Origin of the sequence: Pelagicoccus sp. SDUM812002, from assembly GCF_031127835.1 — a bacterium.
Classification (GTDB): domain Bacteria; phylum Verrucomicrobiota; class Verrucomicrobiia; order Opitutales; family Opitutaceae; genus Pelagicoccus.
This window is the reverse complement of sequence record NZ_JARXHX010000001.1, coordinates 727,331-751,329: the sequence shown is the minus strand read 5'-3', so window position 1 is coordinate 751,329 and position 23,999 is coordinate 727,331. Positions and strand designations below refer to the sequence as shown.

Here is a 23,999-nt window from a genome sequence, read left to right as displayed (position 1 = left end):
CGATGAACCAAGTCTCACCGAAATGCATTTTATTAGGCGGCTGTATTTTGGCATTTGGAGCTGCGTTTGTGAACGTGGGCTTTCTGCTTCGTACGGGTGCGTCTGCGAGCCATTTAACGGGCGATATTTCTCGGTTAGCAACTGAGGTTGTGATTAATGATCCCGTTTACAGACAGAACTTTTACATGGTCTGTGCGGCGACGGTTGGATTCGTGCTCGGAGCTCTCGTCTCTGGTATGTTGCTTCATCATCCGCAATTGGAGCTAGATAAACCGTATGGACGGATCGTATCGGGAATTGGGATACTTCTAGTGGGTTCGTACTTGCTAGAGCCGGTAAGCGTGACGAGCTCTATTGGCGTGGCGGGCTTTGCTTGTGGTCTTCAGAATGCGTTGGCGACGAAGTACAGAGGTTTGGTTCTTCGCACTACGCACCTAACGGGGCTTTTGACCGATTTTGGAGTGATGACTGGAATGTGGCTGAAAGGACATCGACTGGATGGTTGGCGAATATCGGTGCCGTTCTTCCTTTGCCTATCTTTTTTTGTTGGTTCGCTGCTCGGAGCGTTTGCGGTGCTGAAATACGATCTTCCGTGGTTAGCGATTGCTGGCTGCTCCTATTTCGCAGGTGGAGTAGTGTGGAGCTTGTTGAAACGAAGGCTTTGGAGAATCGAATAGAAAACGGTCGTTCTCACGAACGACCGCTTTAACTTTGAAACTGCTATAATTCGTAGCGCTTTAAGCGCCCGATTTGACTTGGGCGTAAGCCCAGTCGAGCCACGGTAGCAATGCTTCGATGTCGGCGGTGTCGACGGTAGCTCCACCCCAGATCCGGAATCCGGTAGGTGCGTCTCGGTAGGCGCCAAAGTCGAAGCCGACACCTTCTGCGTCGCAGAGGGAGACGATCTTCTTGGCAGCGGCAGTTTGCTCGTCTGCAGGGAGCGATGTGAACCATGCATCCGTGATCTTGAGACAGATGGACGTGTTGGAGCGGATAGCCTTGTCTTCCGCGAGGAATCCAGCCCAGTCGCTTGATTCGACCCACTTCTCGATTGCGGCGAGGTTGGCGTCGGAGCGTTTGATGAGTTCTGGGAGCCCACCTATTTTTTCAGCCCACTTGAGACCGTCGACTGCGTCTTCCACGCAAAGCATGGATACGGTGTTGATGGTGGCTCCGGTGAAGATGTCCGCGATGAGCTTGCCGCCCTTGGTGAGACGGAAGATCTTTGGCAGGGGCCACGAAGGTGTGTAGGATTCGAGGCGTTCGATAGCGCGAGGGCTGAGGATGAGCATGCCGTGAGCCGCCTCGCCGCCCATGACCTTTTGCCAGGAATAAGTAACCACGTCGAGTTTCTCCCATGGTAGTTCCATGGCAAATACGGCAGAAGTCGCATCGCATATGGTAAGGCCTTCGCGGGCCGCTGGGATCCAGTCGCCATTTGGCACTTTGGCCCCGGAGGTTGTGCCATTCCATGTGAAGACGACGTCATTGGAAAAATCGACCTTCGATAGGTCAGGGATTCCCCCGTAGGCGGCCTCGTGCTTGTTTACGTTTTCGAGCTTAAGCTGCTTGATGACATCGGTGACCCAACCCGAACCGAAGGATTCCCAAGCCATCATGTCGACGCCGCGAGCGCCGAGTAGAGACCAGAGAGCCATTTCAACAGCTCCGGTGTCGGATGCTGGAACGATACCGCAGACGTAGCCCTCGGGAAGACCGAGGATCTTCTTGGAGAGGTCGATGACTTCTTCGATGCGGGCCTTTGCGTTTTTGGCGCGGTGGGATCTGCCGACTAGAGCGTTTTCGAGGGCGGAGAGGCTCCAGCCCGGACGCTTCGAGCAAGGGCCCGATGAGAAGTATGGACGATTCGGTTTGTTTGCGGGTTTCATTCGCGTGTTAGGTTAAAGGAGCGGCTTGTGTAGGCGCGGCGGACCGAGCTGTCAATGGCAGGCGGAGGAGGTGGCTTTTTTTCGTAAGTCCACGAAGGTCGCCCCCACGGCGACAACCGGAAGCTAGAAATTACGGAACCGGAGTGGACGCTCTTAGTCGGTGCGGAGGGGCGTGTAAGCCATCCGCTTGCTTGGTTCGTCTGATCGAATCTGAGCGACGGAAACTCACGCTATCTGCAACACCTAAAACTAATTAACGAAAGATTGTACAATGTTGACCAAATCGAGAAGGAAAACGCCCATGAGGGTTAGTCGTTTAACAAAAATTGCAGGCCTTACTGCTGCAACACTCGCATTGCTTGCGGGCTCTGCCGTGGCTCAAGGCGTTGAGGAAAACGAGACAGAACGGTCCGTAGCTGAATCGGAAACGGAATTGTCGAAAGTTAGTCGCCAACTCGTAAAAATCGATCAACGGATCAATGCAGTTGAGAAACAGGCCATGTTGGATTCGGAGCCGATGGAGGCTGAAGCGACGTACGTGGAGGAACTGAAGAAGGCTGCGATCGAGAAGCATCCAGAGGTCCGCGAAAAGCTGGAACGCCAAGAGGAATTGATTTCCGAGTTAAAAGGGGATCCAGAACTCAATATGCCTCCAGAGAATCGTAGCGAAGAGTTTGCTGAAAAGCTTGATGAATTTAAAGGGCTGAGGGACGAGATTAACCCAGTCGTCCAAAGTGTGAGCTCTGATCCTGAAGTGAGGGAGAGCTACCAAGCTTTTCAAGAAACGGTGGTAAAGAAGATGAAGGAGTTAGAACCGCAAACCGAAGAGTTGCTCGCTCAAAGAGCAGAGTTAGCAGATCGATTCCAAGAGTTATCGGGAGGAGCTCGCTAGCAGGCTAGGCCTCGTTCAAGGTTTACTAGCGGCACGACGACGCTCAGCCGCGTGCCGCTACTTCGCGATTGCCACGGTATACGAGCCGGCTTGTCGGATGCTGGCGGGAGACACGGTTCCGTCTGCGTGGAGCTTGTTCATTGAGTAACCAAGCGACACGAGATAGGCTTCGATACGATCGAAGTTGTCCGCTTCAGGTCCGGAAGAGAAGCGGCTGAGGGTTTCGAAATAAATTGTGGGCTTGAATCTCTGGAGGGCGTTCTCAGCGCCTTTGAACACCTGTAATTCCATGCCCTCGACATCGACCTTCATGAAGTCGATCTTCCCGATGGCGTTTTGTTCGCAGTATGAATCGAGGGTGATGACCTTGGACTCGATGTCTCCTTGTTCGCCGAGCATCCCGTTGCCCGGATTGCCTGGGTCCTCGCTCCAGTAGAGTGTACCCGGTTGGTCTGAAATGCCGACATTGTTGAGGGTGACGCACTTTTCGAGTACCGGATTGAGAGCTAAGTTGGCGGATAGGCGTCCGAAGTTGGTTGGGTTGGGTTCAAAGGTGTGAACGCGTCCCGTATCGCCCACTTTGTCAGAGAGGGCGATGGTGATGGCTCCGACATTGCCTCCCACGTCGAAGCAAACGGAGCCCTCTGTGACGCGTTTGCTGGCAAGGGCCACGAGCTTTTCCTCGAACTTACCGGTCCACATGATGCGCTCGACCTTGTACTTAGTGTCGATGTTGACGGAGTACTTACCCAGGTAGCCGTCGAATACGAATTGCATTCCCTCCGGAGCAGCTTTGCGGGCGTTTGGGTGCTTTTCGAGGTAGGCAAGGCGCTTGGCCTCGGGCATCAGATTGAGGAAAACTCTTTTAAGGGCGCGGGTGACTTGTGGCATGGTCCGTGGGAGGATGGAATTGCCGCTAGACGATGCGTCCGAGCTGCGAGAAGTCGAGGCGCGAGTAGCTGATCTTACCAGCGATGAGCGTTTCTCGGTCGGTGGGCGTGGCGGATTCATTTTCGCCGAGTTCACAATAAGCGAAGCCGTAGGCGTTTCCCTTTTGGGCGAAGAAGCTGCCTGCCTCGGTGCGAGCGGGATTGGAGCGGATGATCTCTGTTGTTTCGTCGATGACAGCAGACGGGAAGTTGATTTTATGCACGACACCGTAGGCAGGTTCCTTTGCGGCAAGGGTTTGTTCGGCGAAGTCCGTCAGTATTTTGGCTGCCAAGTTTGCCTTGTCGCCGAGGGATTCGCCGAGCGCTTGGGGATTGTCCTTGAGGCGATCGTAGTCGCCGCGGTCGAGACCGAGTGAGGCTGCGAAGGATGGGATTCCGTGCAAGGCACCTTCGAGGGCAGCTCCGACGGTGCCGGATGAAAGGAGGTAGGCAAGGCCGGCGTTGTGGCCGACGTTGATACCGGACACGACGCAGCGCGGACGCTCAGGCAGGAGATGCCCGAGGGCTAGGTTGACGCAGTCGGCGGGGGAGCCGGAGATGGAATAGGCTTCGCAAGGAAGGTCTTTACGTTCGATGACGTCGATGTCCTTGAAGCGGCTCATGCATTTGGCGACCCAGCTTTGCTCGTAGCGCGGGGCGGCGACGACGACCTCGCCGAGTCGTTGGAAACTGGATACGAGGGCCAGGAGAAGTGGAGAGTCGATTCCGTCGTCGTTTACGATGAGGATTTTTGACATTTTTAAAGAAGTTAGATTTTGAGTATTTAGGCTGCAGGTTTGATCGCGCGCGAGCTCACTCCTACAAAAAAAGCGCCCAAGGCTTGGAGCCTTGGGCGCTGTAATTGTTTGAAGACTACGCCTCAGTCTTTTCTTCGCTTGGCTCTTCGGACGCTTCCGGAGCCTTTGGCTCTTCAGCTGTGTCTTCCGCGGCGGGAGCGTTTTCGGCTTCCTTGGCGGCACGGCGGGCTTCGAGTTCTTCGAGAGCAGCCTTGCGAGAGAGGCGAACGCGTCCCCGCTCGTCGACTCCGAGGCACTTGACGACCATTTCGTCGCCTGGCTTGCATACATCTTCGGTCTTGCGAACGCGGAAGTCGGCGAGCTCGGAGATGTGCACGAGACCTTCTTGGCCGGGAAGCACCTCCACGAAGCAACCGAATTCCTTGGTCGCCTTGACGATGCCGCGGTAGATCTTGCCTTCTTCGATTTCGCCGCAAACGAGGTCGATTTCGTTGAGGGCGCGCTTCATGGCTTCCTCGCTGGTGGCGTAAACGTTAACGCGACCAGAGTTGTCGTCGTTGATGTCAACCTGAGCACCGGTAATTTCCACGATACGACGGATGTTCTTACCGCCAGGACCGATAAGGGCACCGATCTTTTCTGGGTTGATTTGAACCGTAGTGATACGTGGAGCGGTGGCAGCGACTTCTTCGCGTGGCGCTTCCAGTGCGGTTGCCATGTTGGCGAGAATTTCCATACGAGCTTCGCGGGACTGAGCGACGGATGCCTTTACGATGTCAAAAGGAAGGCCGTTGATCTTTAGGTCCAGTTGGAAACCAGTGATGCCGTTCTTGGTACCAGCGATCTTGAAGTCCATGTCGCCGAAGTGGTCTTCTTCGCCGAGGATGTCGGTAAGGATGTGGTGCTTGCCTGGCTTACCGTTTTCGTCGAGCTCGGAAACGAGACCAACGGAAATACCGGCGACTGGGTCGCTGATGGGTACACCTGCGTCCATGAGAGAGAGGCAGCCGCCACAGATGGATGCCATGGAGGTGGAACCGTTGGAGGCCATGATCTCGGAGCTAATGCGTATCGAGTATGGGAATACGTCTTCGGATGGTACCACTGGAAGAAGCGAACGCTCAGCGAGGGCACCGTGTCCGATCTCGCGGCGACCAGGGCTGCCGAAGCGGCCTGTTTCACCAACGGAGAAAGGAGGGAAGTTGTAGTGCAGCATAAAGGACTTAGTGGTCGGGCCGCCGGTGATGGCGTCGAGGGACTGAGCCTGGTTTGCTGGGCCGAGAGTGGTGAGGACGAGGCCTTGGGTTTCGCCTCGGGAGAAGAGAGCCGAACCGTGTACGCGAGGCACTACACCGACCTTTGACTTGAGTTCGCGCAGCTCGTTGGGCTTGCGGCCGCCGGAGCGAACTCCGTTGTCGAGGATGGACTTGCGGTAGGTGTGCTCGAGAAGCTCCTCCATGGCCATGTTGAGTTGGGCAGGATTGTAGGCGTCGCCGTACTTTTCCTTGAGGGCGCCTTCGGCGAGAACCTTGAGCTCGTCGATCTTGGCGTTGCGCTCTTGCTTGTCGCCAGCGGCGCAAGCTTCGCCGATGCGGTCGCCAACGAGTGAGTTGACGATTTGGCGTACGTCGTCTTCGAGAACACAGAGCGGGAAGGTCTTCTTTTCCTTGCCAGCTTCTTCGCGGAGCTGAGTGATGCCAGCGATGATGGGCTGGATGGCCTCGTGAGCGAACTGGAGGGCTTCGAGGAAGCGTTCTTCTGCGATTTGGTCGGCAGAGCCTTCAATCATGAGCATTTCGTCCTTGGTCCCGACGTAGATGAGGTCGAGATCGGAAGCGTACTGCTCTTCGATAGTTGGGTTAGCGACGAAGTGACCGTCGATTTGGCCAATACGAACGGCGCCGATTGGGCCGTTCCAAGGGATGTCGGAAATAGCAAGCGCTGCGGAGGCTCCGTTGACCATGAGAATGTCCGCGTCGTTGACTTGGTCAGCCGAGAGAACGAACCCGATGATTTGTACTTCGTTGAGGAAGCCTTTCGGGAAGAGCGGACGGCAAGGACGGTCGCAGAGGCGAGATGTCAGGATTTCCTTTTCGGAAGGGCGGCCTTCGCGTTTGAAGTAGCCGCCTGGGATGCGGCCTGCTGCGGTGTACTTTTCGCGGTAGTCGACGGTGAGCGGGAACCAATCTTGGCCTTCGCGTACGGTCTTTGCTACGGTCGCTGAAACGAAGAGGCTGGTTTCGCCGGTGGAGACAGTCACGGCACCGGAAGCGAGGTTCGCTACGTCGCCGGTGGAGAATGTGATGTCTAGGTCGTCTACGGTGATGCTATGTTTTTGTATCATTTATTTCTTTTGCGTCTTTGTATGTGACGACTCGGCGAACGGGATCTGCCTAAAACTGAAGAGATTTCGGGATGTGGCGTCCTAGCTGGTAAGCGAGGCGCAACATGCGGAAATTTCCTCAAACGGATCGGGTTCTGCCGGGTCGTCGCGGGTGTTTTACTGGTTGGTTTGCAGACCGCTAAACGCAGCCCGCACGAAAAATTAGAAAGCGAAAAAGCCCGCGAAGGTAAATTCGCAGGCTTGAAAGGGGATCATCATCGCTGAGTTTGCAATGTCTGACCAGTAGTTTGAGTCCTCGATAGAAACCGCAACTATTTGCGGAGGTTGAGGCGTTGGAGAAGTTCGTTGTACTTCTCGAGGTCGTTCTTCTTTAAATAGTTGAGAAGCTTACGGCGGCGAGCTGCCATTGCAAGGAGACCACGGCGTGTGTGGAAGTCCTTACGGTTTGAGCGAAGGTGCTCGGTCAGGTGGTTGATACGAGCCGAGAGTAGGGCGATCTGAACGTCTGCAGAACCTGTGTCTGAGTCGTGTGTTTTGAAGTCGCCGATGATCTGGGACTTATCGATTGATTTGCTGTTAGCCATTTGTTTTTCGTTGAGTTTCGAATGAGCACGGAAGGACGGACTAGCAGTTTGGCTGGTCCCTAACCAAGTTTTCGCTGGATTAGACGCTGGACTTCTCGGTTGAGAAGCTTCCGTGGAGAAGAGCGGTGTAGCCGCTAGACTCTTGCGTGAAAGCGGTCTAAAAGAGGGGAATTCCCACTTGGCGCAATAACAAAATGCGCTTCAAGCCTAATGGGCGACCAGTTCCTTTTCCAGCGCGTGCAACTTGGACTCGAAATCGCGGAAGGTGAAAGGCTTTTCTAGGTAGCGGGAGCCTTGACACGAGGGCTTTTGTACTTCCCTTGGACCGATCGGGTTTCCGGACATGACAATGAATTTCTCGCAGATACCTCTGGCCTTGGCCTGTTTGATGACGGTTTCGCCATTCGCTTTTGGCATTAGCAGATCTGTAACGACCAAATCGAAGAAACCCTTTGTTTTATCGCGGAGGATTTCGAGAGCAATAGCCCCGTTCTCAGCTTCGACAACTTCATAGCCCAGCTTCTTCAAGTAGTGCGCTACAAGCTCCCTTATCAGTGAATCATCTTCGGCGAGAAGGGCTTTTTGACTTTTCGTTTTAGAGGAAGTTTTTAGCGTCACTTGTAAAAGGGTTTTTCGTTTAGTGGATGGCTAGAAGCAGTGCATCCGCATCGCGTACCGCATGAGCTCTTGCGGACTGTCTAGACGGAGCTTCGCCTTAATCCTAGATCTATGTGACTCTATCGTCTTTACGCTAATTTGCAGCGCCCGTGCTATTTCTTTATTGTTTTTTGACAGGCCAATTTGCTCGACGATCAGCAGTTCTCGATCGGATAGGTTGTGAAATGAGGCAGAGGTCTCTTGTGTCGAGATATTTGCAAGTCGATTAATCATCAGCGATTTAACGTTCTCGCTGACATAGAGATCCCCTGCGGTCACAATTTCGATCGCGCGCTTCAAATCGGAGAGTGGGGCGGACTTCATTATAAATCCATTTGCCCCAGCTTTGAGGCAACGATCTGCGTAGATGCACTCGTCGTAGCTGCTGAGCACAAGGATACTAGCTTGGCTGTACTTTTGTCTCAGCTCTCGCACTGCCGCTATTCCCTTCGGCTGAGTAGAGGTGATCTCTATGATCGCGAGATCAATTGAAAGAGGCAGGTCTCTGTCGTCTGTGCTTCTGGCGGAATGGACGAGAAGGTGGCTTGGACTCGATTCGAAAAACGTTTGCAGCCCCGTGTGGCAGACGGGGTGTTCGTCGATGTAGAGGATTTCTTTGGGAGGATGGACTGAGATCATATCGCGCTTGTTGAGGTGCGATAGAGTAGCATTTTACGGATTATTTATACAATCGGGCAGTCGCTGCGGTTTCGATGGGAAAAGGGCGTGAGTATGTGATGGTAGAATGGAGTGACTGCTTGATTTGCCCTGAGGATCCCCCTGAGGGATTATTGCTAAGGCAGCGCGTCGAGTAACTGCGGCTAGTCTGTCTTTGAAGTGACAAAAAAGGACGACCCCGCTTGGGTCGTCCTGAACTTTGGAGTGGGCGCGCGTGTGAGAGTTAGGCTTCCTGTTGGTCAACCCATTGCACGGAGAATTGTACCAGCTCGGTCGCGTTACGGAGGTTGAGCTTTTCCTTAACATGGGCTCGATGGGACTCGATCGTTTTAACCGAGAGGTGGAGGCTTTCTGCTATTTCTCGAGTTGAGAGGCCGCGGCCGATGAGTTGCACAACTTCAAGTTCGCGGTCGGTCAATCGGTCGACTGGAGACGCGCTCGAATTGCTAGGTCCATTAACAATCTGGTGGAGTACCTGGTCGGCGACGCGCGGGCTGACGTATATTTCTCCTTTGAGGATCTTGCGAATAGCTTCGATGATCTTCTCGGAAGACTCTTTCTTCATCACGTATGCCTTGGCTCCGGCACGCAAGGCACGCTGGGCATAAATCGACTCGTCGTGCATGGAAAACACGAGGATTGGCAGCTTTTCGTGGATGGCCTTCAGGTTTTTAATAAGCTCGAGACCGTTATTCCCCTGTAGTGATATGTCGACTATGACGACGTCGGGATTGCTTTTCTCGATACCTCTCATCGCAGAAGAGGAATCTTCGGCTTCTCCACAAACTTCGAAGTCTTCCTGGCCGCCGATGATTTGGGTGAGTCCCTGTCGGACTAAGGGGTGGTCGTCTACGATGAATACTCTTATCGACATGATTTAGGTTCTCGTTTGGAGGAAGGAAAAGGATCGGTCTGAACGTTTGACAGCGGTTTCGTTCTATCTGTTTTTCAGCTGAGTTTTAAGTGTTTTACAACTTATCGGCTCAGTCGACCTTTTGTTAAATGCCGTCCCTACGTGAGTACACTTAATAAGCAATCGTAGTCGAAAGGGTAACGCGTGTCGTATCGTAGTCACTAATAGCTTCGTTTGAATCGGACATGCGATGGTCGAAGTTCAGGTTGGCGAACCAATTGGTCCGGATCGTGTAGCGAGTATCGAAAGTAAAGGTGACGATGTCGTCCTCTCGTCCATCCTGATCATAAATGAATTCATTGCTACGCAGTCCCAGCGCGGTAGCGAACTGGAGCTTCTGGTTAGGTGTGTAGTCTGCCCCGAAGTCGATTTCTGAGCTTTCTACAGTCCGGTCGTCGTCCGTTACATTGAGGTTGCGCCGGTATGTCAGCGTCACGTTCGTTTTTGTGCTGGCAGGATAGGCCAACCTACCGTCGAGAGTGAGACGCTCCCGGCTGCCACTGTTCGCGCCTGAATTGAAACGATCGCCGGCGCTTGAGGATGTGAAGCCAAACGATAAGTCCGCTTCGAGTTTTGGGAAGAGTCTTTCAGGGAGAACCTGTCCCGTAATGCCAAAGTTCAAGCCGCTTTCACTCGCGTCGACGTTTTGATTGATTGCTCCGCGATCGGTTTCTCGGTCTCGGATTTGGTACTCTGCGTACAAGCCAATACGGCCGCGAATTAGCTCTCTCGCATGCAAGCCGGCAGCGAAGACAGTTGTGGTGTTCGCATTGGTAAAGGCGGAATCGACACCTGTGCTAGAGCGGTCGCTGTACATAGCGCGAGTGCGGAAGCTAAGTCGATTTTTGATGATGTAGTCTGCGTACGCGTTCAGATGGAGATGCTCTGAATTCAGGTTGTTATTCGTGAAGTAGTTTTGTCTGATTCCGTCAAAGAAGGTTACGCCCCAGGTTCCCGACAGTTTAGGGCTAGCTCCGAAGGGTATTTCTCCGTTAAGATTGAAGTCTATTGAATCTGAATCGAGGGCGTCGGTTTCATCATACCTCCGCATCGGAAAACTCAAATTAGCATTCAGATTCATACGGTTTGATTCCCGGAAATACTGTATCGCAGGAGTAAAGGTGAAGTATGTGTCACCACCAGCATTTGCGTTTGGGCTAACGCGGTTGCTATCCGTTGCAGAGGCGGTTCCGAGGAAGGTAAGATCGCCGCCGGCGAAACGCGGGCCTGCTTCTGTGACGATAGCTGTGGTAAGGCAGGCTCCTGAAAACAAAAGCAGTGAGATGGATTTAGGTAACTTCATATCGGGATTCATTTTATGTAAGTAAATGTGGTGTATGGCATTGGAATGCAAGTCTGGGCTCGGTTATTAACTTCTGTCGCCTCTCTCTCACAAAGCAGTAAGCAGGCCATTTGAAAGGATGCCGATCAGAGCTCCGAAAACGCCGCCCCACACAACCAGCCAGCCGAGGTGCTCGCGGATTAAGTCGGAAAGGAGCTGCTTGACTTGGGGAGCTGTGAGCTCGTCCAGTTTTCCTCGAACAAGCCCTTCGATCATTGGCTGGATTTTCTCGAAAGAACCGTGTGAATGGCTGATATCCAGAGTCTCGACGATTTGCTCTAGGCGCCTCCGAAATTCTTCCTTGAACGGGGCTCGTAGGGGCTCGAGAGCCTTGATGCCTCCAAACATGGAAAGCATGCCGCCAAACTTGGATTCCGAGACAACTCTCAGGAAACCTTCGAAGAGTTCGTCCATGTCGATATTCTTCTCTATTGTTTGCACATCTAGACCTAGATGGAGGGCGGTATCAGCGAATTTCATGAAGTTCTCCTCGGTGAAGAAGCTTTCCATGACTAGTTTGTGGATAGCGGCTTTAAATTCCTCGAATCGGGCGGCGATGACTCCCGAGCCGTAGAGCCCAGGTACTTTTTCGAATAACATGTGTACCGCGATCCAATTGGTAATGGCTCCAGCGAGAGCAAAAACGCCAGCGTTGAGAACGTACGGTTTCACTGATGAATCGGGCAGGGCAATGCCGACGGCGAGCAGTAGGATACATGCTAGGTTGGTCGTTAAACTTTTGTTCATTGGATAAATCAAAAATGGATCGTTAAACCTTTTTCGGGTGGACTAGCGGGTATTGGTTTCCATCTCCAATTCCTTCAGCGGTAGCCATTTCAAGACGCGTTGGATATTTTCATCCCAGTAGCCCCACTCGTGGGAGCCAGGGCCCTCTTGGTAGTCGACGGGCAGGCCGATCTTGCGTGTATGCTGCAAGAAGCTCTGGTTGGCCGGGTAAAGAAAGTCATCCGTGCCACAGCATTGGAAGAGGTTGGGATTGGGGGTCTTCAAACTTACGAGCTGTGTCGCGAGGTGCAGGAGGTCGTCTTCACTGCCTTTGATTTCGCTGTCCGGACCGAAAATTGAGGGCCATTCCGGAAGGCTTTCCTCTCGCTGTTCAGCGAGTCCAGCAAGGTCTAGGGCGCCGGACAGGCTGGCCGCTGCCGCGTAGTTGTGGGGGGCGGATAGCGCGAGCTTGAAGGCCCCGTAGCCGCCCATGGAAAGTCCTGCGACAAAGGTTTGCTCGCGCTCCTCGGAAATCGAGAAATAGTTGCGGCAAAGCTCTGGAAGTTCCTGAGCAACGTAGTCGTAGTAGCGGTGACCGGCGTAAGTGTTGCGATAAAAGCTACGATGCACGGCGGGCATGACCACCACTACGTCATACTTTTCGACATAACGCTCGATATTGGAGCGGCGTGTCCAGGCGCTGTGGTCGTCGGAGAGACCGTGCAGCAGGTACAGAACAGGGCTTTTGTGACCTGCTCCTTTTTGCTTTTTGATTCGCTGGCTGAAGGCCACCTTGATAGAGGAGGCGAGCTTCAGTGTTTCTGAAAAAAAATCGAAATGGATCAACGCCATGCCGTGAACCTAGGAGAGCTTTTGCAGATATCAATGGCGTTATCTTCCTGTTTGTCATCCTTACTTGGCAATGTAGTATCAGTTTTTCACTGAGGGTGTGTTACCGGATTTCGGGTGGATACACTACGTAAGGTGCGGGGAGAGTTCCTGTAGAAATGCGGTCCCACTCTATTTCATTTGCGAGCGGCTTCGGTTACTATCGAGTTCCGTTGGCGTGCCGGCATGCGATCTGGCATCCATCAATCCAAGCGACTCTAATGCAAACGACAAACTCAGCATCAATTCTCTCGCAACGCGGTCTTCCGCAACCGCGGAACTGGAAAAGTGCATTTATTGATCGTATCGATAAGTTCCCTACGCGTGCGAGTGCCTGCCGCGCTCTCTACTTTTACCTACAACACCGCCACTCGACGACGGAAGGTGCTACCGAGCTCGTCGAGGCAGATCCGCTCCTTACCGTCGAAATAGTGCGGAGTTCTAAATCGGCAATTTACGGTGTGAGGGGGGCGAATTCGGTAAAGGATGCGGTCCAAGCTATCGGGCTCGAGAGATTGGGGCGCATTGCTCTCAGGCTTTGGTTGCGAAATCTGATTCCCCAGCACCTGACAGCTTACAATATCGATGGGGGCAACTTCATCCGGCGCTCGTTTGCTTGTGGAGCCGCCATGAGGTTCATCTACCAGGGAGATGCTGAATTGTCCGAGATCGCTTACGCGATAGGGCTTTTGCATTCGATTGGAAGGGTGATCGTCAATGAAGCGGTCAGGCTCAGCGGTGAAGATGACCTCCTGTTTTTAGATCGGACATCCCGTCGGCTTGCCGAGGCTGAGCTAAGCGAGTTTGGAATTACCCACGCGGAAGTGGGTGGACTTGCGTTAAAGGCCTGGGGATTCTCCAAGCATATTTATGGCCCGATCTCCGCTCAATTCGCCCGGGAGACAGCAACGGACCATTTCGATTGGACGCAAAGCCTAGCCATCGCCCGTTTCACCTCGGATCGTATCATGGAAGCTCTCAAGGGCGTTACGGATCCGCTTCGAAGGGAAGGGCGTGCGGTTTACCGGCGTAAAACCTTGTCTGAGATATTTGAATACACCTTGGCGATGGTCGAGGATGAAGCGGGCTCCGATCTAGCGAACTAAGGGTCGGCTAGGCTCGTCTGGCGTCGGGTAGAACGGTGCGAGAACCGTACCCTGTTGGCAGGCTACTGTGCGTAAGCTTCAATCGGCAGGCAGGAGCAGACCAGGTTTCGATCGCCGTAGACGTTGTCCACTCGGCTAACCGGTGGCCAGTACTTGTATTCGCGAGTCCATGACGCAGGGAATGCCGCTTCCTCGCGGCTGTAAGGCGAGGACCACTCTGTAGCGGTAACCGATTGGCTGGTATGTGGAGCGTTTTTAAGAGGATTGTTGTCTTGCGGCCACTCGCCTGCGGCGACGCGAAGCATCTCCCCCTTGATGGCGATGAGGGCGTCGCAGAGACGATCGAGTTCGCCTTGGGATTCACTCTCTGTGGGTTCGATCATCATGGTCCCAGGAACGGGGAAGGACATCGTTGGAGCGTGGTACCCATAGTCCATGAGTCGCTTTGCAACGTCTTCAACCTCGATTCCAGATAGCTCTTTCCAGTCGCGGAAATCGATGATGAACTCGTGAGCGACCAGTCCGTTCTTACCGCGGTAAACGATCTCGAAATCCGACTCTAGGCGTTTGGCCATGTAGTTCGCATTGAGAATCGCGATCTTGGTAGACTGGGTAATGCCGGTGGCTCCCATCATGCGAATGTATGCCCACGATATTGGCAGAATGCTGGCGCTTCCGTAGGGGGCAGCCGAGATGGCTCCGATGCGTTGATCGCCCTCTATGGAGTCGCTGAGTCGGTGGCCAGGCAGGAACGGAGCAAGATGCGGCGCCACGCAAATCGGACCGATACCCGGACCTCCGCCTCCATGAGGGATGCAGAATGTTTTGTGCAGGTTTAGGTGGCAGACGTCCGCCCCTATTTCGCCGGGACTCGTCAACCCGCATTGGGCGTTCATGTTGGCGCCGTCCATGTAGACCTGCCCGCCGTGCTCGTGTATTGTCTTGCAGATGTCGCGTATCGATGCCTCGAATACACCATGAGTCGATGGATAGGTGACCATCAGGGCCGCAAGATGCTCGGAGTGCTCCTCGGCTTTGGTCTTGAGGTTGTCTACGTCTATATTGCCCTGTTCGTCACAGGCGACGGTCACCACCTTTAGCCCAGCCATCGCGGCGGATGCAGGATTCGTTCCGTGGGCGGAAAGTGGAATCAAGCAAATATCACGTCCACTATCATCGCGGCTCTCGTGGTAAGCGCGGATTGCCAGGAGACCCGCGTATTCGCCTTGGGAGCCCGCGTTAGGCTGCAGGGAAGTGGCATGGAAACCGGTGATTTCTGACAACCAATCCTCAAGTTGCTCGATAAGCTCCAAATAGCCGGTCGTTTGATCTGCCGGGGCGAAGGGGTGCATATTGGAAAACTCGGGCCAGGTAATGGGAAGCATTTCCGCAGCGGCGTTGAGCTTCATGGTGCATGAACCGAGCGGAATCATCGAGGTAGTGAGCGAGAGGTCCCTGTTTTCCAATCGCTTAAGGTAGCGCAGCATCTCAGTCTCGGTGTGGTAGGAGTTGAAAACTGGATGGGTGAGATAGTCGAGTTCGCGAGAGAGTCCGCTGGCGTTTGCTGGCTCTAGGTCGGCCGCTTTTTCGATGAGTGCCTCGGGGCTTGTTGACACTTCGAAAACCGCTAGCAAAGCGACAAGATCCTCCGGCGATGTTGTTTCGTCGAGGGAGAAGGCAACCGCATTTGGCGAGAGGGAGCGGAGGTTGATACCCGCTTCGTAAGCTCTGGCGATTGTGTTAGCTGTTTCGCTCTCGGTTAGCTCAACTACGACTGTGTCAAAGCGTTTTCCTTCGGAAATGTTGTATCCAGAATCTTGTAAGGTTGTGACGCTGAGGTTTGTCAGGAGCTCGATTCGACGGGCGATTTGCTGCAAGCCTGTCGGACCATGATAGACCGCGTAGGCGGCAGCTATATTGGCTAGCAGGGCTTGAGCGGTACAGATGTTACTGGTGGCTTTGTCGCGGCGGATGTGCTGCTCGCGAGTTTGCAGGGCGAGGCGCAGGGCTGGATTGCCGGAACGGTCCTTTGATACTCCGATGAGTCGTCCAGGGATCTTACGTTTGTATGCGTCTCGGGTGGAGAAAAAGGCGGCGTGCGGGCCACCAAACCCCATGGGAACGCCGAAGCGTTGGGCGCTGCCAATGGCGACGTCTGCGCCGAGGCTAGCGGGCGACTTTAGGATGGTGAGGGCAAGCAGGTCGGTTGCGACGATGGTAAGGACCTTGTTCTCCTTGGCTTGAGCAGCGATGGCGGAGAAGTCTTTGGCGATTCCGTCGGCATCTGGATACTGTAGCAGGACTGCGAATACGCCGTCCAAATCGAGGTCTTGCTCGAGATCTACGATTTCCGTGTCGATCCCGAGAGGCTCGGCTCGGGCGCTTACGACTTCAATGGTTTGGGGAAAGCAGGTTTTGGATATAAGAATCTTCTGCTTCTTGCCGGCGCGGCCGACTTGCGAGTAGGCCAGCCCCATGGCCTCGGCGGCGGCGGTGCCTTCGTCGAGCAAGGAAGCATTTGCTATTTCGAGGCCAGTTAGGTCCGAGACCATGGTTTGGAAGTTTAGGAGACCCTCCATACGACCTTGGGAAATTTCGGCTTGGTAGGGCGTGTATTGCGTGTACCAGCCGGGATTCTCCAAAATGTTTCGCTGGATGACCGGAGGGGTGATCGTGGGGTAGTAGCCGAGTCCGATGTAGCTCTTGTTGACCGTGTTTTTGGAGGCTATGGCTTTGAGCTCAGCCAGCATGTCGTGTTCACCGATCGGTTCCGGAAGCCCCTTGAGGCTGTCGATGCGGATTGATGCCGGAACGGCTTGGTCGACGAGGGCGTCAACTGAGTCGTAGCCCACGGTGCGGGCAAGCGCATCCGCGGCGGGGCCGCACGTGCCGAGGTGGCGGGGAGCAAACTGGTCGAGCTTGGCTAGCGGGTTGCTGGGGGCTTCTTCAGAAGCGCTTCGTGATGGTGTGGCCGCGGTGCTGTTTGGCATGGGCGGGAGAGTAGAAATCGAGCTGCGCAAATCAATGCGGCAATTCGGTTAATTTTCTGTGGGAGCTTCGCGCTACGATTTTGGGTTGTGTTTCGCGAGCAAGCTCGCTGCTACCTCTCTCATGACGAAGAAGGAGCGTGCTGCCTATGTGGATCTGGAATTGGAACGGCGATATCCGAACCCACCGATTCCTTTGGACCATGTCGACGCCTACACATTGTTGGTGGCCGTTTTACTTTCGGCGCAGTGTACGGACGAGCGTGTCAACAAGGTGACGCCGGCTCTTTGGAAACTGGCCGACAATCCTGAGGATATGCGTCTGGTGCTGGTGGATACGATTCGCGATGTGATCCGTCCTTGCGGGTTATCGCCGCGCAAGTCGCAAGCGATTCGTGACCTATCGCAGATCCTAGTGGACAAGCATGGTGGCGAGGTTCCGCGGAGTTTCTTGGAACTGGAGGCCTTACCGGGAGTAGGCCATAAGACAGCGTCGGTGGTGATGTCCCAGGCCTTCGGACATCCGTCTTTTCCGGTGGATACCCATATCCATCGTTTGGGGCAGCGATGGGGACTGACAAGCGGAAAGAACGTGGTCCAGACGGAGATGGACATGAAGCGACTTTTTCCGGAAGCGCGCTGGAATCACCTTCACCTTCAGATCATTTATTACGGCCGTGAATTTTGTACGGCCCGAGGCTGCGACGGAACGATTTGCCCGATCTGCAGAACGCTCTATCCGGATCGCAAGCGAGCGAAGCTGACGCGAAAGGCTTAGGGCACAAAAAAAAGCCCCAACCGTGGTAGGTTGGGGCTGGGAAAGTTATTCGTCGATTCAGTGGTTAATCGCTATCAGTTGCGCCAGCACCTCCCGTTGGGGTGCCAGCTTCTCTGATCTCAGTGTCGGTCTGTGGAATTGCTGCTTCGATTGTGTCGACGGCGGCACCGTCAGGACTGATAAGGTTGTTGGTTAACGTTGTGTACCAACTGACGTTTCCCCCCATGAACGCTACGTGGCCTCCGTCTGCGCCGTAAGGGTCGCCATCTACCCATTGACCGCTAGCTCCCGACTGCCGCGTGAATGCGACTGGTGTATTTGAAGATGCAGAGGTCCTCAGCCCTGTGACGTAAGAAAATGAGAAATCATCTGGTTCGTAATTAACCGTAACATTTCCACCAGAGAAGGTATATAAGCCGCCTTTTGAAGGAACCGTCTCATTGGCGCTGACCCACGCCTTGGGATCCTCTAATTCTCCACCAAAAGCGAGTACTGCAGCCACGTCAGCGAGATCGTTTGCGTTCGCATCGGGATTCGGGTACAAATTGTCACCGTCTACCGCCAGCTGCTCTGTGGTCCCCACCAGTCGCTCTCCGTATTGAGCGGCGAATAGCTGCGAGGCTTGGACGATGTTTCTCAGGTCGTTCGAGTCGCTGGTTTTCTTGGCGAGGGTACGGAATTGTCCGACGGTCGGAAAGATGATGGCTCCAAGGATGGCGAGGATCGCGATCACGGTCAGGAGCTCGATGAGCGTGAAACCTCTTTTGGCGCTAGCTGGTTTGTGCATGTTAAAGCGTGGTTGGTGGGTCGTAATTCTTGGTTGTTTTGGGGATCTATTGATCTCTAACAGATAGGTCACCGGATTACTTCTTCAAGTTACAATAGCGCATAATCGATATCAGCGGATTTGCTACTAGGTCGCACTCGTGGTGAACATTAGGCTCGCGTAATGGATTCCCTGATGGGGTGGGGTTTTTCTCGTGCAGCTCGAAATGGGGACCGGTTTTGTCTTCGCTGTCAAAATTTAATTGCCAGCGAGGAAGGGGCTTACAGATATACGCGGCCTATGAAGATATTTTTGGACGGAGAGTTTGTTGAGAAGGAGGAGGCGAAAATTTCGGTATTTGACCATGGCTTGCTCTATGGCGACGGGATTTTTGAGGGGATCCGCATCTACAAAAGCTGCGTCTATCGCTTGGACGAGCACCTGGAGCGGCTCGAGTACTCCGCCAAAGCGATCCTGCTGAACATGCCTTGGACGCGTCAGGAATTGTCTGATCTCGTGTGCGAGTCTTGTCGAATCAATGGACTGAGCGACGGATACATTCGGCTCATCGTCACCCGGGGTGTGGGCAGCCTAGGGCTGTCTCCGAATTCCTGTCCGAAGCCCTCGTTGATTATCATTGCGGACAAGATCGCTTTGTATCCGGAAGAGTGTTACACGGAGGGCTTGAAGATCGTGACGGTACCGACGCGTCGGACCAATGCGGCAGCTTTGAATCCGGGGGTGAAATCCCTCAATTATCTGAACAATATCATGGCCAAGGTCGAAGCTGCCCAAGCGGGGGCGCTGGAGGGCATCATGCTCAATGACCAAGGCAACGTGGCCGAGTGTACGGGCGACAACCTCTTTATCGTGCACAAGGGCGTCATTTTTACGCCGCATGCTTCCAATGGAGCGCTGCGCGGCATCACGCGCCAGGCGGTTATAGACCTAGCGAGCTCCGAAGGGCTTCAGGTAAAGGAAGTGAACTTGACCCGCTACGAGATTTGGAACGCGGACGAATGTTTCCTGACAGGCACGGCGGCAGAGCTGATTCCCGTCGTCGGGTTGGATTCTAGAGCGATCGGCGACGGCTCTCCCGGTCCAATTACCCAGAAACTGCATGCGGCCTTTCACAAGGAAGTCAGCACTCATGGGACGATGATCTAACGGGGGCTCAGTCCTTGAGGCTACTTCGGAGAAAAGCCTACCCATCTTAATTGCAAAACGGACCTGCAGTAATCTGCGGTAGCTTCTCGTAAAAATTGAGGAAATCGTTAGGCTTGCTTTGAGACCGAGCGATTCGTCATGCATTAATGTTGGACAGTATGCAAAGCATGCAGCAAACATGGCATGGCGTTTGCACTGTACGACCCGTGCTCGAGCGGGTGGAGCAATCTGCCTAGTTTAACCAAACCCAACCACATAATTTACTAAATGGCGAAGCCACTGAAATGCGATGTCTGCAGCGAGCCTGCCACGGTGCACTTGACGCAGATTATCAACAATCAGATCCACAAGATCGACTTGTGCGAGAACTGCGCGGAGCAGAAGGGCATCACGGATCCGAGCGGCTATTCGCTCGCCGACCTTCTCGTGAAGCCCGAGTCGCAGACCGCTCCGGAGGTCGCTGCTCTCTCGTGTCCAGAGTGTGGGTGTACACAGCGGGAGTTCAAGAAGACGGGCCGTCTCGGCTGTGCGACCTGCTACGATACCTTCGCTAACCTGGTATCCCCTGCTTTGCTTAACATGCACAAGGGAGACTCCCATCGGGGAAAGGTGCCCCAGCGAGCGTTGGAGCGAGCTACTTACGTCGACAGACTGGGAACGCTGGAGGATGGGCTCAAGGAAGCGATATCCAGCGAGCGTTATGAAGACGCAGCTCGCATGCGGGACGAGATAGTAGAATTGAAAAAGGCGATGGAAGCCGCCGCCCTCGAGGAATCAAAGTAGATGTTAATCAAAAGCATATTTGGCGGAAAGTCCGAGATGACCGAAGCAGGCTCTAAGAAGTGCCCGGTTGTCTTGATGACTCGTATCCGCTTGGCCCGAAACATCGCTGACACGCCTTTTCCGGGGTGGGCCAAAGAGACCCGTCGCAAGGAAGTCCTTGAGACATGTTTACCCTCTGTCGCATCGCTCAGCCAGATGAAGCGCGGCATCAGCGCGGAAATTTCTTCCCTGTCGGACCTTGAACGTCAGATCTTGGTGGAGCGTCACCTAATCAGCCGTGAGCTTTCCAGCAACGCAGAATCAGCAGGTGTGGTCATCAGTAAGGATCAGTCGATCTCCGTGATGATCAATGAGGAGGACCACCTTCGCATTCAGGTCATTAAGTCTGGATATCGGTTCAAGAGCACCTGGAACGTTATCGATGCCATCGATACAGCTCTGGAGGAGCAGCTCGACTTCGCCTTCTCTTCCAAGCTCGGTTACCTGACCGCTTGCCCTACGAATGTGGGGACCGGAATGCGGGCCTCGACTATGATGCACCTGCCGGCATTGGTGATTTCCAGCCAGATGGAGAAGGTCGTGCGAGCGGTCAACCAGCTTGGCATCGCGGTTCGCGGATTGTTCGGCGAAGGTTCGGACGCGAGCGGCAGCATTTTCCAGATTTCCAACCAGACGACCCTTGGAGAATCGGAAGAGGAGATCGTGAAGCGGCTTTCCTCGGTCTTGCGCACTATCATCGATCAGGAGATGAACGCTCGGGAAAAGATCTTGGAGAAGGACCCGAACAAGCTTTTCGACAAGATCGGGCGTGCCTACGGCATTTTGCAGAACAGCCATTTGTTGACTTCCTCGGAGTGTATGAATCTCGCTTCGCTGGTGCGATTTGGCGTCGATTTGGAGATGTTTCCGGAGAAGACGCGGAACATAGTGGACCGTATGTTCATCGAATGTCAGCCTGGACACGTACAATACCATGCCGGCGATGAAATCGAGTCGAACGCTCGTGACGAGTTCCGAGCGGAGTACATGCGCAAGCAGTTCGAAAACGTAGCCCGTCCCCTTTTTAACATTCACGAAACGTCCGCTGAGGACGATACCCCCAAACCAGATCCCGAACAGGAGGCAGAATAACGCTTTATGGAACCTATGAACAATTTCACTCCGCGCGCACAGCAGGTCCTTGCTTTGGCTCGTAAGGAGGCAGACCGCTTTCACCACAACTATGTAGGAACGGAGCACATCTTGCTCGGCCTGATCAAACTCGGCCAAGGAGTAGCGGTAAGTGTTTTGCAAAAGATGGGCCTCGATCTCGAGACGGTCCGCAGCGCGGTCGAAAAGCAGGTCGGCTCTGGCCCGGAAGGTAAAGCTGCTGGTAGCATACCTTACACTCCCCGCGTCAAGAAGGTCCTCGCTCTCGCTGGCAAGGAAGCGAAAGCCCTCAACCACAGCTACGTCGGCACCGAGCACATCTTGCTCGGACTGCTTCGCGAAGGCGAAGGCGTGGCAGCCCGTGTTCTCAAGTCGCTAGACGTCGATATCGAGCGCACTCGCAATGAAATTCTACGCGAGCTCGATCCTCAGTTTTCAGGTGAAACCGAAGAAGCGGTGTCCCCGGGCCGCAGCCAAAGCCAGGAGGAGAAGAAAGAAGCTAAGACTCCGGCTTTGAAGGCATTCGGTCGCGATTTGACGGAACTGGCTCGCAAGGGCGACCTCGACCCGGTGATCGGACGCAAGTCGGAGATTCGCCGCGTCATCCAAATCCTTTGTCGCCGCACCAAGAACAATCCCGTCCTCATCGGTGAAGCGGGTGTGGGCAAGACAGCGATCGTGGAAGGCCTCGCCTTGGAAATTTCGAGCGGAGTAGTGCCCGAGATCCTGCTAGACAAGAAAGTCATCACTTTGGACCTCGCACTCATGGTCGCGGGTACCAAATACCGCGGTCAGTTCGAAGAGCGTATCAAGGCGGTCATGGACGAGATCAAGCGTGCAGGAAACGTGATCATCTTCATTGACGAGCTTCACACCATCGTAGGTGCAGGAGCAGCAGAAGGCGCTATGGATGCGTCCAATATCTTCAAGCCAGCTCTCTCACGTGGGGAGTTGCAGTGTATCGGAGCCACTACGCTCAACGAATACCGCAAGTTCATCGAGAAGGACAGCGCCCTCGACCGCCGTTTCCAAAGCGTCAAGGTCGAAGCTCCTAGTATCGAAGATACCGTCCTCATTCTCAAGGGCATCCGTGGCAAGTACGAGGAGCACCACAAGGCTGTTTTCACCGACGAGTCTTTGGTTGCCGCTGCAAAGCTCTCCGAACGCTACATCACCTCACGCTTCTTGCCTGACAAGGCGATTGACGTGATGGACGAGGCTGGATCACGAGCGCGCATTGCATCCCTCAACCGTCCACCGGAGATCGAGACCCTCGCTAAGGAAGTGGACGAGGTTTGCGCCAAGAAGGAAGACGCGATCAGCAAGCAACATTTCGAAGAGGCGGCGAAGTTCCGCGACGAGGAGAAGCGTCTGCGCAAGGAGCAGGAAGACGTTCTCGAAGCTTGGAAGACCAGCCGCGAAGAGAACCGGATCACGATTGACGAAGAGGACATGCTTAAGGTCGTTTCCGACTGGACCGGCGTACCGCTGCAGCGACTCGAGAAGAAGGAGACCGAGCGTCTGCTCCAGCTCGAGAAGGAACTTCAGGAAACGGTTATCGGCCAAAACGAGGCTTGTGTGGCGATCTCTAAGGCCCTGCGTCGCAGCCGTGCAGATCTGAAGGACCCGAAGCGGCCTATCGGTTCGTTTATGTTCCTCGGCCCAACCGGTGTCGGTAAGACTTTCCTCGCTCGCACTCTTGCAGAGAAGATGTTCGGCAATCGCGACGCGATCATCCAAGTGGACATGTCTGAGTACATGGAGAAGTTCTCCGTATCTCGAATGATCGGCTCGCCTCCGGGTTACGTTGGCCACGAAGAAGGGGGACAGCTCTCGGAACAGGTTCGCCGCAAGCCGTACTCGCTGGTTCTCTTCGACGAGATTGAGAAAGCCCACCCGGATGTCGTGCAGATCATGCTGCAGATCTTCGAGGAAGGGCATCTCACCGACAGCTTAGGTCGAGTAATAGATTTCCGTAATACGATCATCATCATGACCACTAACGTGGGCGCGAGCGTAATTCAGAAGCAAACCACCATGGGCTTCGGAGCGGTGACAAACCTTTCGGACGATTTCGAAGGTACGAAATCTAAAGTGATGGAAGAGGCGAAGAAGGTGTTTAAGCCTGAATTCCTTAACCGCATCAACGACCTGATCGTCTTCCATAGCTTAGCTCGCCATGACCTCGTCAAAATCGTAGATCTTGAAATCGCCAAGCTGCAAAAGCGCCTCGATGACAAGGAGATAAAGATGACTCTCGAAGACGACGCCAAGGAATTGCTTATCGACGAAGGCTACGACGAAAAATACGGTGCACGCCCGTTGCGCCGCTCTATCGAGCGTTTCCTGGAAGATCCGCTTGCTGAGGCGCTTCTCGGTGGCCAAGTAGAAGAAGGTGACAGCATACTCGTCATCCGAGATGGCAAGGAGCTGAAGTTCACCAAGGCGGCTGACAGCGAATCTGAAGAGGTACCTTCCGAGACGGAGAATTAGCGTCCCTTTAACGACACGTTTTACGAAAGATCGTAACCCCATGCTGGGGCTACGGTCTTTTTTTTGAATACGAGAGTGCTCGTCGCGTCGTAGATACAGGAGGCAGCCCTGCGATGATACTCAGTTCGCTAAGCAGCCATATATTCGCATGTTCAACTGTCGCATAGTTA

Annotated in this window: 21 protein-coding genes; 8 read left to right on the top strand and 13 right to left on the bottom strand. The window is 54.2% G+C overall.

Annotation, left to right across the window (positions count from 1 at the left end):
* The first annotated feature begins 2 nt into the window (after nt 1-2).
* On the top strand, nt 3-677 hold the full coding sequence (locus QEH53_RS03130; RefSeq protein WP_309021668.1) for a YoaK family protein: 675 nt from the start codon (nt 3-5) through the stop codon (nt 675-677).
* A 60-nt stretch (nt 678-737) separates the two neighbouring features.
* Here QEH53_RS03130 and QEH53_RS03125 read toward each other — a convergent pair whose 3' ends face one another.
* On the bottom strand, nt 738-1,889 hold the full coding sequence (locus tag QEH53_RS03125; RefSeq protein ID WP_309021667.1) for a phosphoserine transaminase: 1,152 nt from the start codon (nt 1,887-1,889) through the stop codon (nt 738-740).
* Nucleotides 1,890-2,190: 301 nt separating this feature from the next.
* Between QEH53_RS03125 and QEH53_RS03120 the strand changes: the two genes are divergently transcribed.
* Nucleotides 2,191-2,781 carry a hypothetical protein gene (locus tag QEH53_RS03120; protein WP_309021666.1) on the top strand — a complete coding sequence of 197 codons (591 nt, stop codon included), beginning with the start codon at nt 2,191-2,193 and terminating at the stop codon, nt 2,779-2,781.
* Nucleotides 2,782-2,838: 57 nt separating this feature from the next.
* Here the strand turns inward: QEH53_RS03120 and QEH53_RS03115 are convergent, their stop codons facing one another.
* The 10 genes from QEH53_RS03115 to QEH53_RS03070 form a co-directional block, all read right to left on the bottom strand.
* Nucleotides 2,839-3,672, bottom strand: coding sequence for an FkbM family methyltransferase (locus QEH53_RS03115; RefSeq protein WP_309021665.1), 834 nt, complete (start codon nt 3,670-3,672; stop codon nt 2,839-2,841).
* Between the two features lie 25 nt (nt 3,673-3,697).
* Nucleotides 3,698-4,468 carry a 5'/3'-nucleotidase SurE gene (gene surE, locus QEH53_RS03110; RefSeq protein WP_309021664.1) on the bottom strand — a complete coding sequence of 257 codons (771 nt, stop codon included), beginning with the start codon at nt 4,466-4,468 and terminating at the stop codon, nt 3,698-3,700.
* A 115-nt stretch (nt 4,469-4,583) separates the two neighbouring features.
* Entirely contained in the window at nt 4,584-6,812 is a 2,229-nt protein-coding gene (gene pnp, locus QEH53_RS03105; protein WP_309021663.1) for a polyribonucleotide nucleotidyltransferase, read from the bottom strand.
* A 311-nt stretch (nt 6,813-7,123) separates the two neighbouring features.
* A complete protein-coding gene (gene rpsO / locus QEH53_RS03100) occupies nt 7,124-7,396 on the bottom strand; it encodes a 30S ribosomal protein S15 (RefSeq protein ID WP_309021662.1) in 273 nt (90 codons plus the stop codon).
* A gap of 207 nt (nt 7,397-7,603) precedes the next feature.
* Entirely contained in the window at nt 7,604-8,014 is a 411-nt protein-coding gene (locus QEH53_RS03095; protein ID WP_309021661.1) for a response regulator, read from the bottom strand.
* Between the two features lie 30 nt (nt 8,015-8,044).
* The gene (locus tag QEH53_RS03090) at nt 8,045-8,692 is read right to left on the bottom strand and encodes a response regulator transcription factor (protein WP_309021660.1); all 648 of its coding nucleotides are present in this window, start codon (nt 8,690-8,692) and stop codon (nt 8,045-8,047) included.
* 262 nt (nt 8,693-8,954) lie between these two features.
* The gene (locus QEH53_RS03085; protein ID WP_309021659.1) at nt 8,955-9,605 is read right to left on the bottom strand and encodes a response regulator transcription factor; all 651 of its coding nucleotides are present in this window, start codon (nt 9,603-9,605) and stop codon (nt 8,955-8,957) included.
* Nucleotides 9,606-9,756: 151 nt separating this feature from the next.
* Complete coding sequence (locus QEH53_RS03080) at nt 9,757-10,947, bottom strand: outer membrane beta-barrel protein (RefSeq protein WP_309021658.1); 1,191 nt, start codon at nt 10,945-10,947, stop codon at nt 9,757-9,759.
* 87 nt (nt 10,948-11,034) lie between these two features.
* Complete coding sequence (locus QEH53_RS03075) at nt 11,035-11,733, bottom strand: hypothetical protein (RefSeq protein ID WP_309021657.1); 699 nt, start codon at nt 11,731-11,733, stop codon at nt 11,035-11,037.
* A gap of 42 nt (nt 11,734-11,775) precedes the next feature.
* On the bottom strand, nt 11,776-12,564 hold the full coding sequence (locus tag QEH53_RS03070; RefSeq protein ID WP_309021656.1) for an alpha/beta hydrolase family protein: 789 nt from the start codon (nt 12,562-12,564) through the stop codon (nt 11,776-11,778).
* A gap of 257 nt (nt 12,565-12,821) precedes the next feature.
* Here QEH53_RS03070 and QEH53_RS03065 point away from each other — a divergent pair, with 257 nt between their 5' ends.
* A complete protein-coding gene (locus QEH53_RS03065; RefSeq protein WP_309021655.1) occupies nt 12,822-13,706 on the top strand; it encodes an HDOD domain-containing protein in 885 nt (294 codons plus the stop codon).
* Between the two features lie 62 nt (nt 13,707-13,768).
* Here the strand turns inward: QEH53_RS03065 and gcvP are convergent, their stop codons facing one another.
* The gene (gene gcvP / locus QEH53_RS03060) at nt 13,769-16,696 is read right to left on the bottom strand and encodes an aminomethyl-transferring glycine dehydrogenase (protein ID WP_309021654.1); all 2,928 of its coding nucleotides are present in this window, start codon (nt 16,694-16,696) and stop codon (nt 13,769-13,771) included.
* A gap of 121 nt (nt 16,697-16,817) precedes the next feature.
* Between gcvP and nth the strand changes: the two genes are divergently transcribed.
* Nucleotides 16,818-17,471 (top strand): endonuclease III, encoded by a 654-nt coding sequence (nth, locus tag QEH53_RS03055; RefSeq protein WP_309021653.1) that lies wholly within the window; start codon nt 16,818-16,820, stop codon nt 17,469-17,471.
* Nucleotides 17,472-17,535: 64 nt separating this feature from the next.
* On the opposite strand, the gene QEH53_RS03050 is transcribed toward nth, so the two are convergent.
* Nucleotides 17,536-18,258 carry a type II secretion system protein gene (locus QEH53_RS03050; RefSeq protein ID WP_309021652.1) on the bottom strand — a complete coding sequence of 241 codons (723 nt, stop codon included), beginning with the start codon at nt 18,256-18,258 and terminating at the stop codon, nt 17,536-17,538.
* A 279-nt stretch (nt 18,259-18,537) separates the two neighbouring features.
* Between QEH53_RS03050 and ilvE the strand changes: the two genes are divergently transcribed.
* The 4 genes from ilvE (at nt 18,538) to QEH53_RS03030 (ending at nt 23,829) form a co-directional block, all read left to right on the top strand.
* Complete coding sequence (gene ilvE / locus QEH53_RS03045; protein ID WP_309021651.1) at nt 18,538-19,404, top strand: branched-chain-amino-acid transaminase; 867 nt, start codon at nt 18,538-18,540, stop codon at nt 19,402-19,404.
* Between the two features lie 267 nt (nt 19,405-19,671).
* A complete protein-coding gene (locus QEH53_RS03040) occupies nt 19,672-20,187 on the top strand; it encodes a UvrB/UvrC motif-containing protein (protein WP_309021650.1) in 516 nt (171 codons plus the stop codon).
* Nucleotides 20,188-21,318 (top strand): protein arginine kinase, encoded by a 1,131-nt coding sequence (locus QEH53_RS03035; RefSeq protein WP_309021649.1) that lies wholly within the window; start codon nt 20,188-20,190, stop codon nt 21,316-21,318.
* Nucleotides 21,319-21,324: 6 nt separating this feature from the next.
* Entirely contained in the window at nt 21,325-23,829 is a 2,505-nt protein-coding gene (locus tag QEH53_RS03030; protein WP_345785694.1) for an ATP-dependent Clp protease ATP-binding subunit, read from the top strand.
* The last annotated feature ends 170 nt before the right edge of the window (nt 23,830-23,999 follow it).

Excerpts from the sequence above, each read along its gene's own strand:
- QEH53_RS03075 (WP_309021657.1), bottom strand. The coding sequence starts at position 11,733 with ATGAACAAAAGTTTAACGACCAACCTAGCATGTATCCTACTGCTCGCC.
- QEH53_RS03125 (WP_309021667.1), bottom strand. The coding sequence starts at position 1,889 with ATGAAACCCGCAAACAAACCGAATCGTCCATACTTCTCATCGGGCCCT.
- QEH53_RS03085 (WP_309021659.1), bottom strand. The coding sequence starts at position 9,605 with ATGTCGATAAGAGTATTCATCGTAGACGACCACCCCTTAGTCCGACAG.
- surE (WP_309021664.1), bottom strand. The coding sequence starts at position 4,468 with ATGTCAAAAATCCTCATCGTAAACGACGACGGAATCGACTCTCCACTT.
- QEH53_RS03080 (WP_309021658.1), bottom strand. The coding sequence starts at position 10,947 with ATGAAGTTACCTAAATCCATCTCACTGCTTTTGTTTTCAGGAGCCTGC.
- QEH53_RS03120 (WP_309021666.1), top strand. The coding sequence starts at position 2,191 with ATGAGGGTTAGTCGTTTAACAAAAATTGCAGGCCTTACTGCTGCAACA.
- QEH53_RS03070 (WP_309021656.1), bottom strand. The coding sequence starts at position 12,564 with ATGGCGTTGATCCATTTCGATTTTTTTTCAGAAACACTGAAGCTCGCC.
- QEH53_RS03035 (WP_309021649.1), top strand. The coding sequence starts at position 20,188 with ATGTTAATCAAAAGCATATTTGGCGGAAAGTCCGAGATGACCGAAGCA.
- pnp (WP_309021663.1), bottom strand. The coding sequence starts at position 6,812 with ATGATACAAAAACATAGCATCACCGTAGACGACCTAGACATCACATTC.
- rpsO (WP_309021662.1), bottom strand. The coding sequence starts at position 7,396 with ATGGCTAACAGCAAATCAATCGATAAGTCCCAGATCATCGGCGACTTC.
- QEH53_RS03090 (WP_309021660.1), bottom strand. The coding sequence starts at position 8,692 with ATGATCTCAGTCCATCCTCCCAAAGAAATCCTCTACATCGACGAACAC.
- ilvE (WP_309021651.1), top strand. The coding sequence starts at position 18,538 with ATGAAGATATTTTTGGACGGAGAGTTTGTTGAGAAGGAGGAGGCGAAA.
- nth (WP_309021653.1), top strand. The coding sequence starts at position 16,818 with ATGACGAAGAAGGAGCGTGCTGCCTATGTGGATCTGGAATTGGAACGG.
- QEH53_RS03130 (WP_309021668.1), top strand. The coding sequence starts at position 3 with ATGAACCAAGTCTCACCGAAATGCATTTTATTAGGCGGCTGTATTTTG.
- QEH53_RS03065 (WP_309021655.1), top strand. The coding sequence starts at position 12,822 with ATGCAAACGACAAACTCAGCATCAATTCTCTCGCAACGCGGTCTTCCG.
- QEH53_RS03115 (WP_309021665.1), bottom strand. The coding sequence starts at position 3,672 with ATGCCACAAGTCACCCGCGCCCTTAAAAGAGTTTTCCTCAATCTGATG.
- gcvP (WP_309021654.1), bottom strand. The coding sequence starts at position 16,696 with ATGCCAAACAGCACCGCGGCCACACCATCACGAAGCGCTTCTGAAGAA.
- QEH53_RS03050 (WP_309021652.1), bottom strand. The coding sequence starts at position 18,258 with ATGCACAAACCAGCTAGCGCCAAAAGAGGTTTCACGCTCATCGAGCTC.
- QEH53_RS03040 (WP_309021650.1), top strand. The coding sequence starts at position 19,672 with ATGGCGAAGCCACTGAAATGCGATGTCTGCAGCGAGCCTGCCACGGTG.
- QEH53_RS03030 (WP_345785694.1), top strand. The coding sequence starts at position 21,325 with ATGGAACCTATGAACAATTTCACTCCGCGCGCACAGCAGGTCCTTGCT.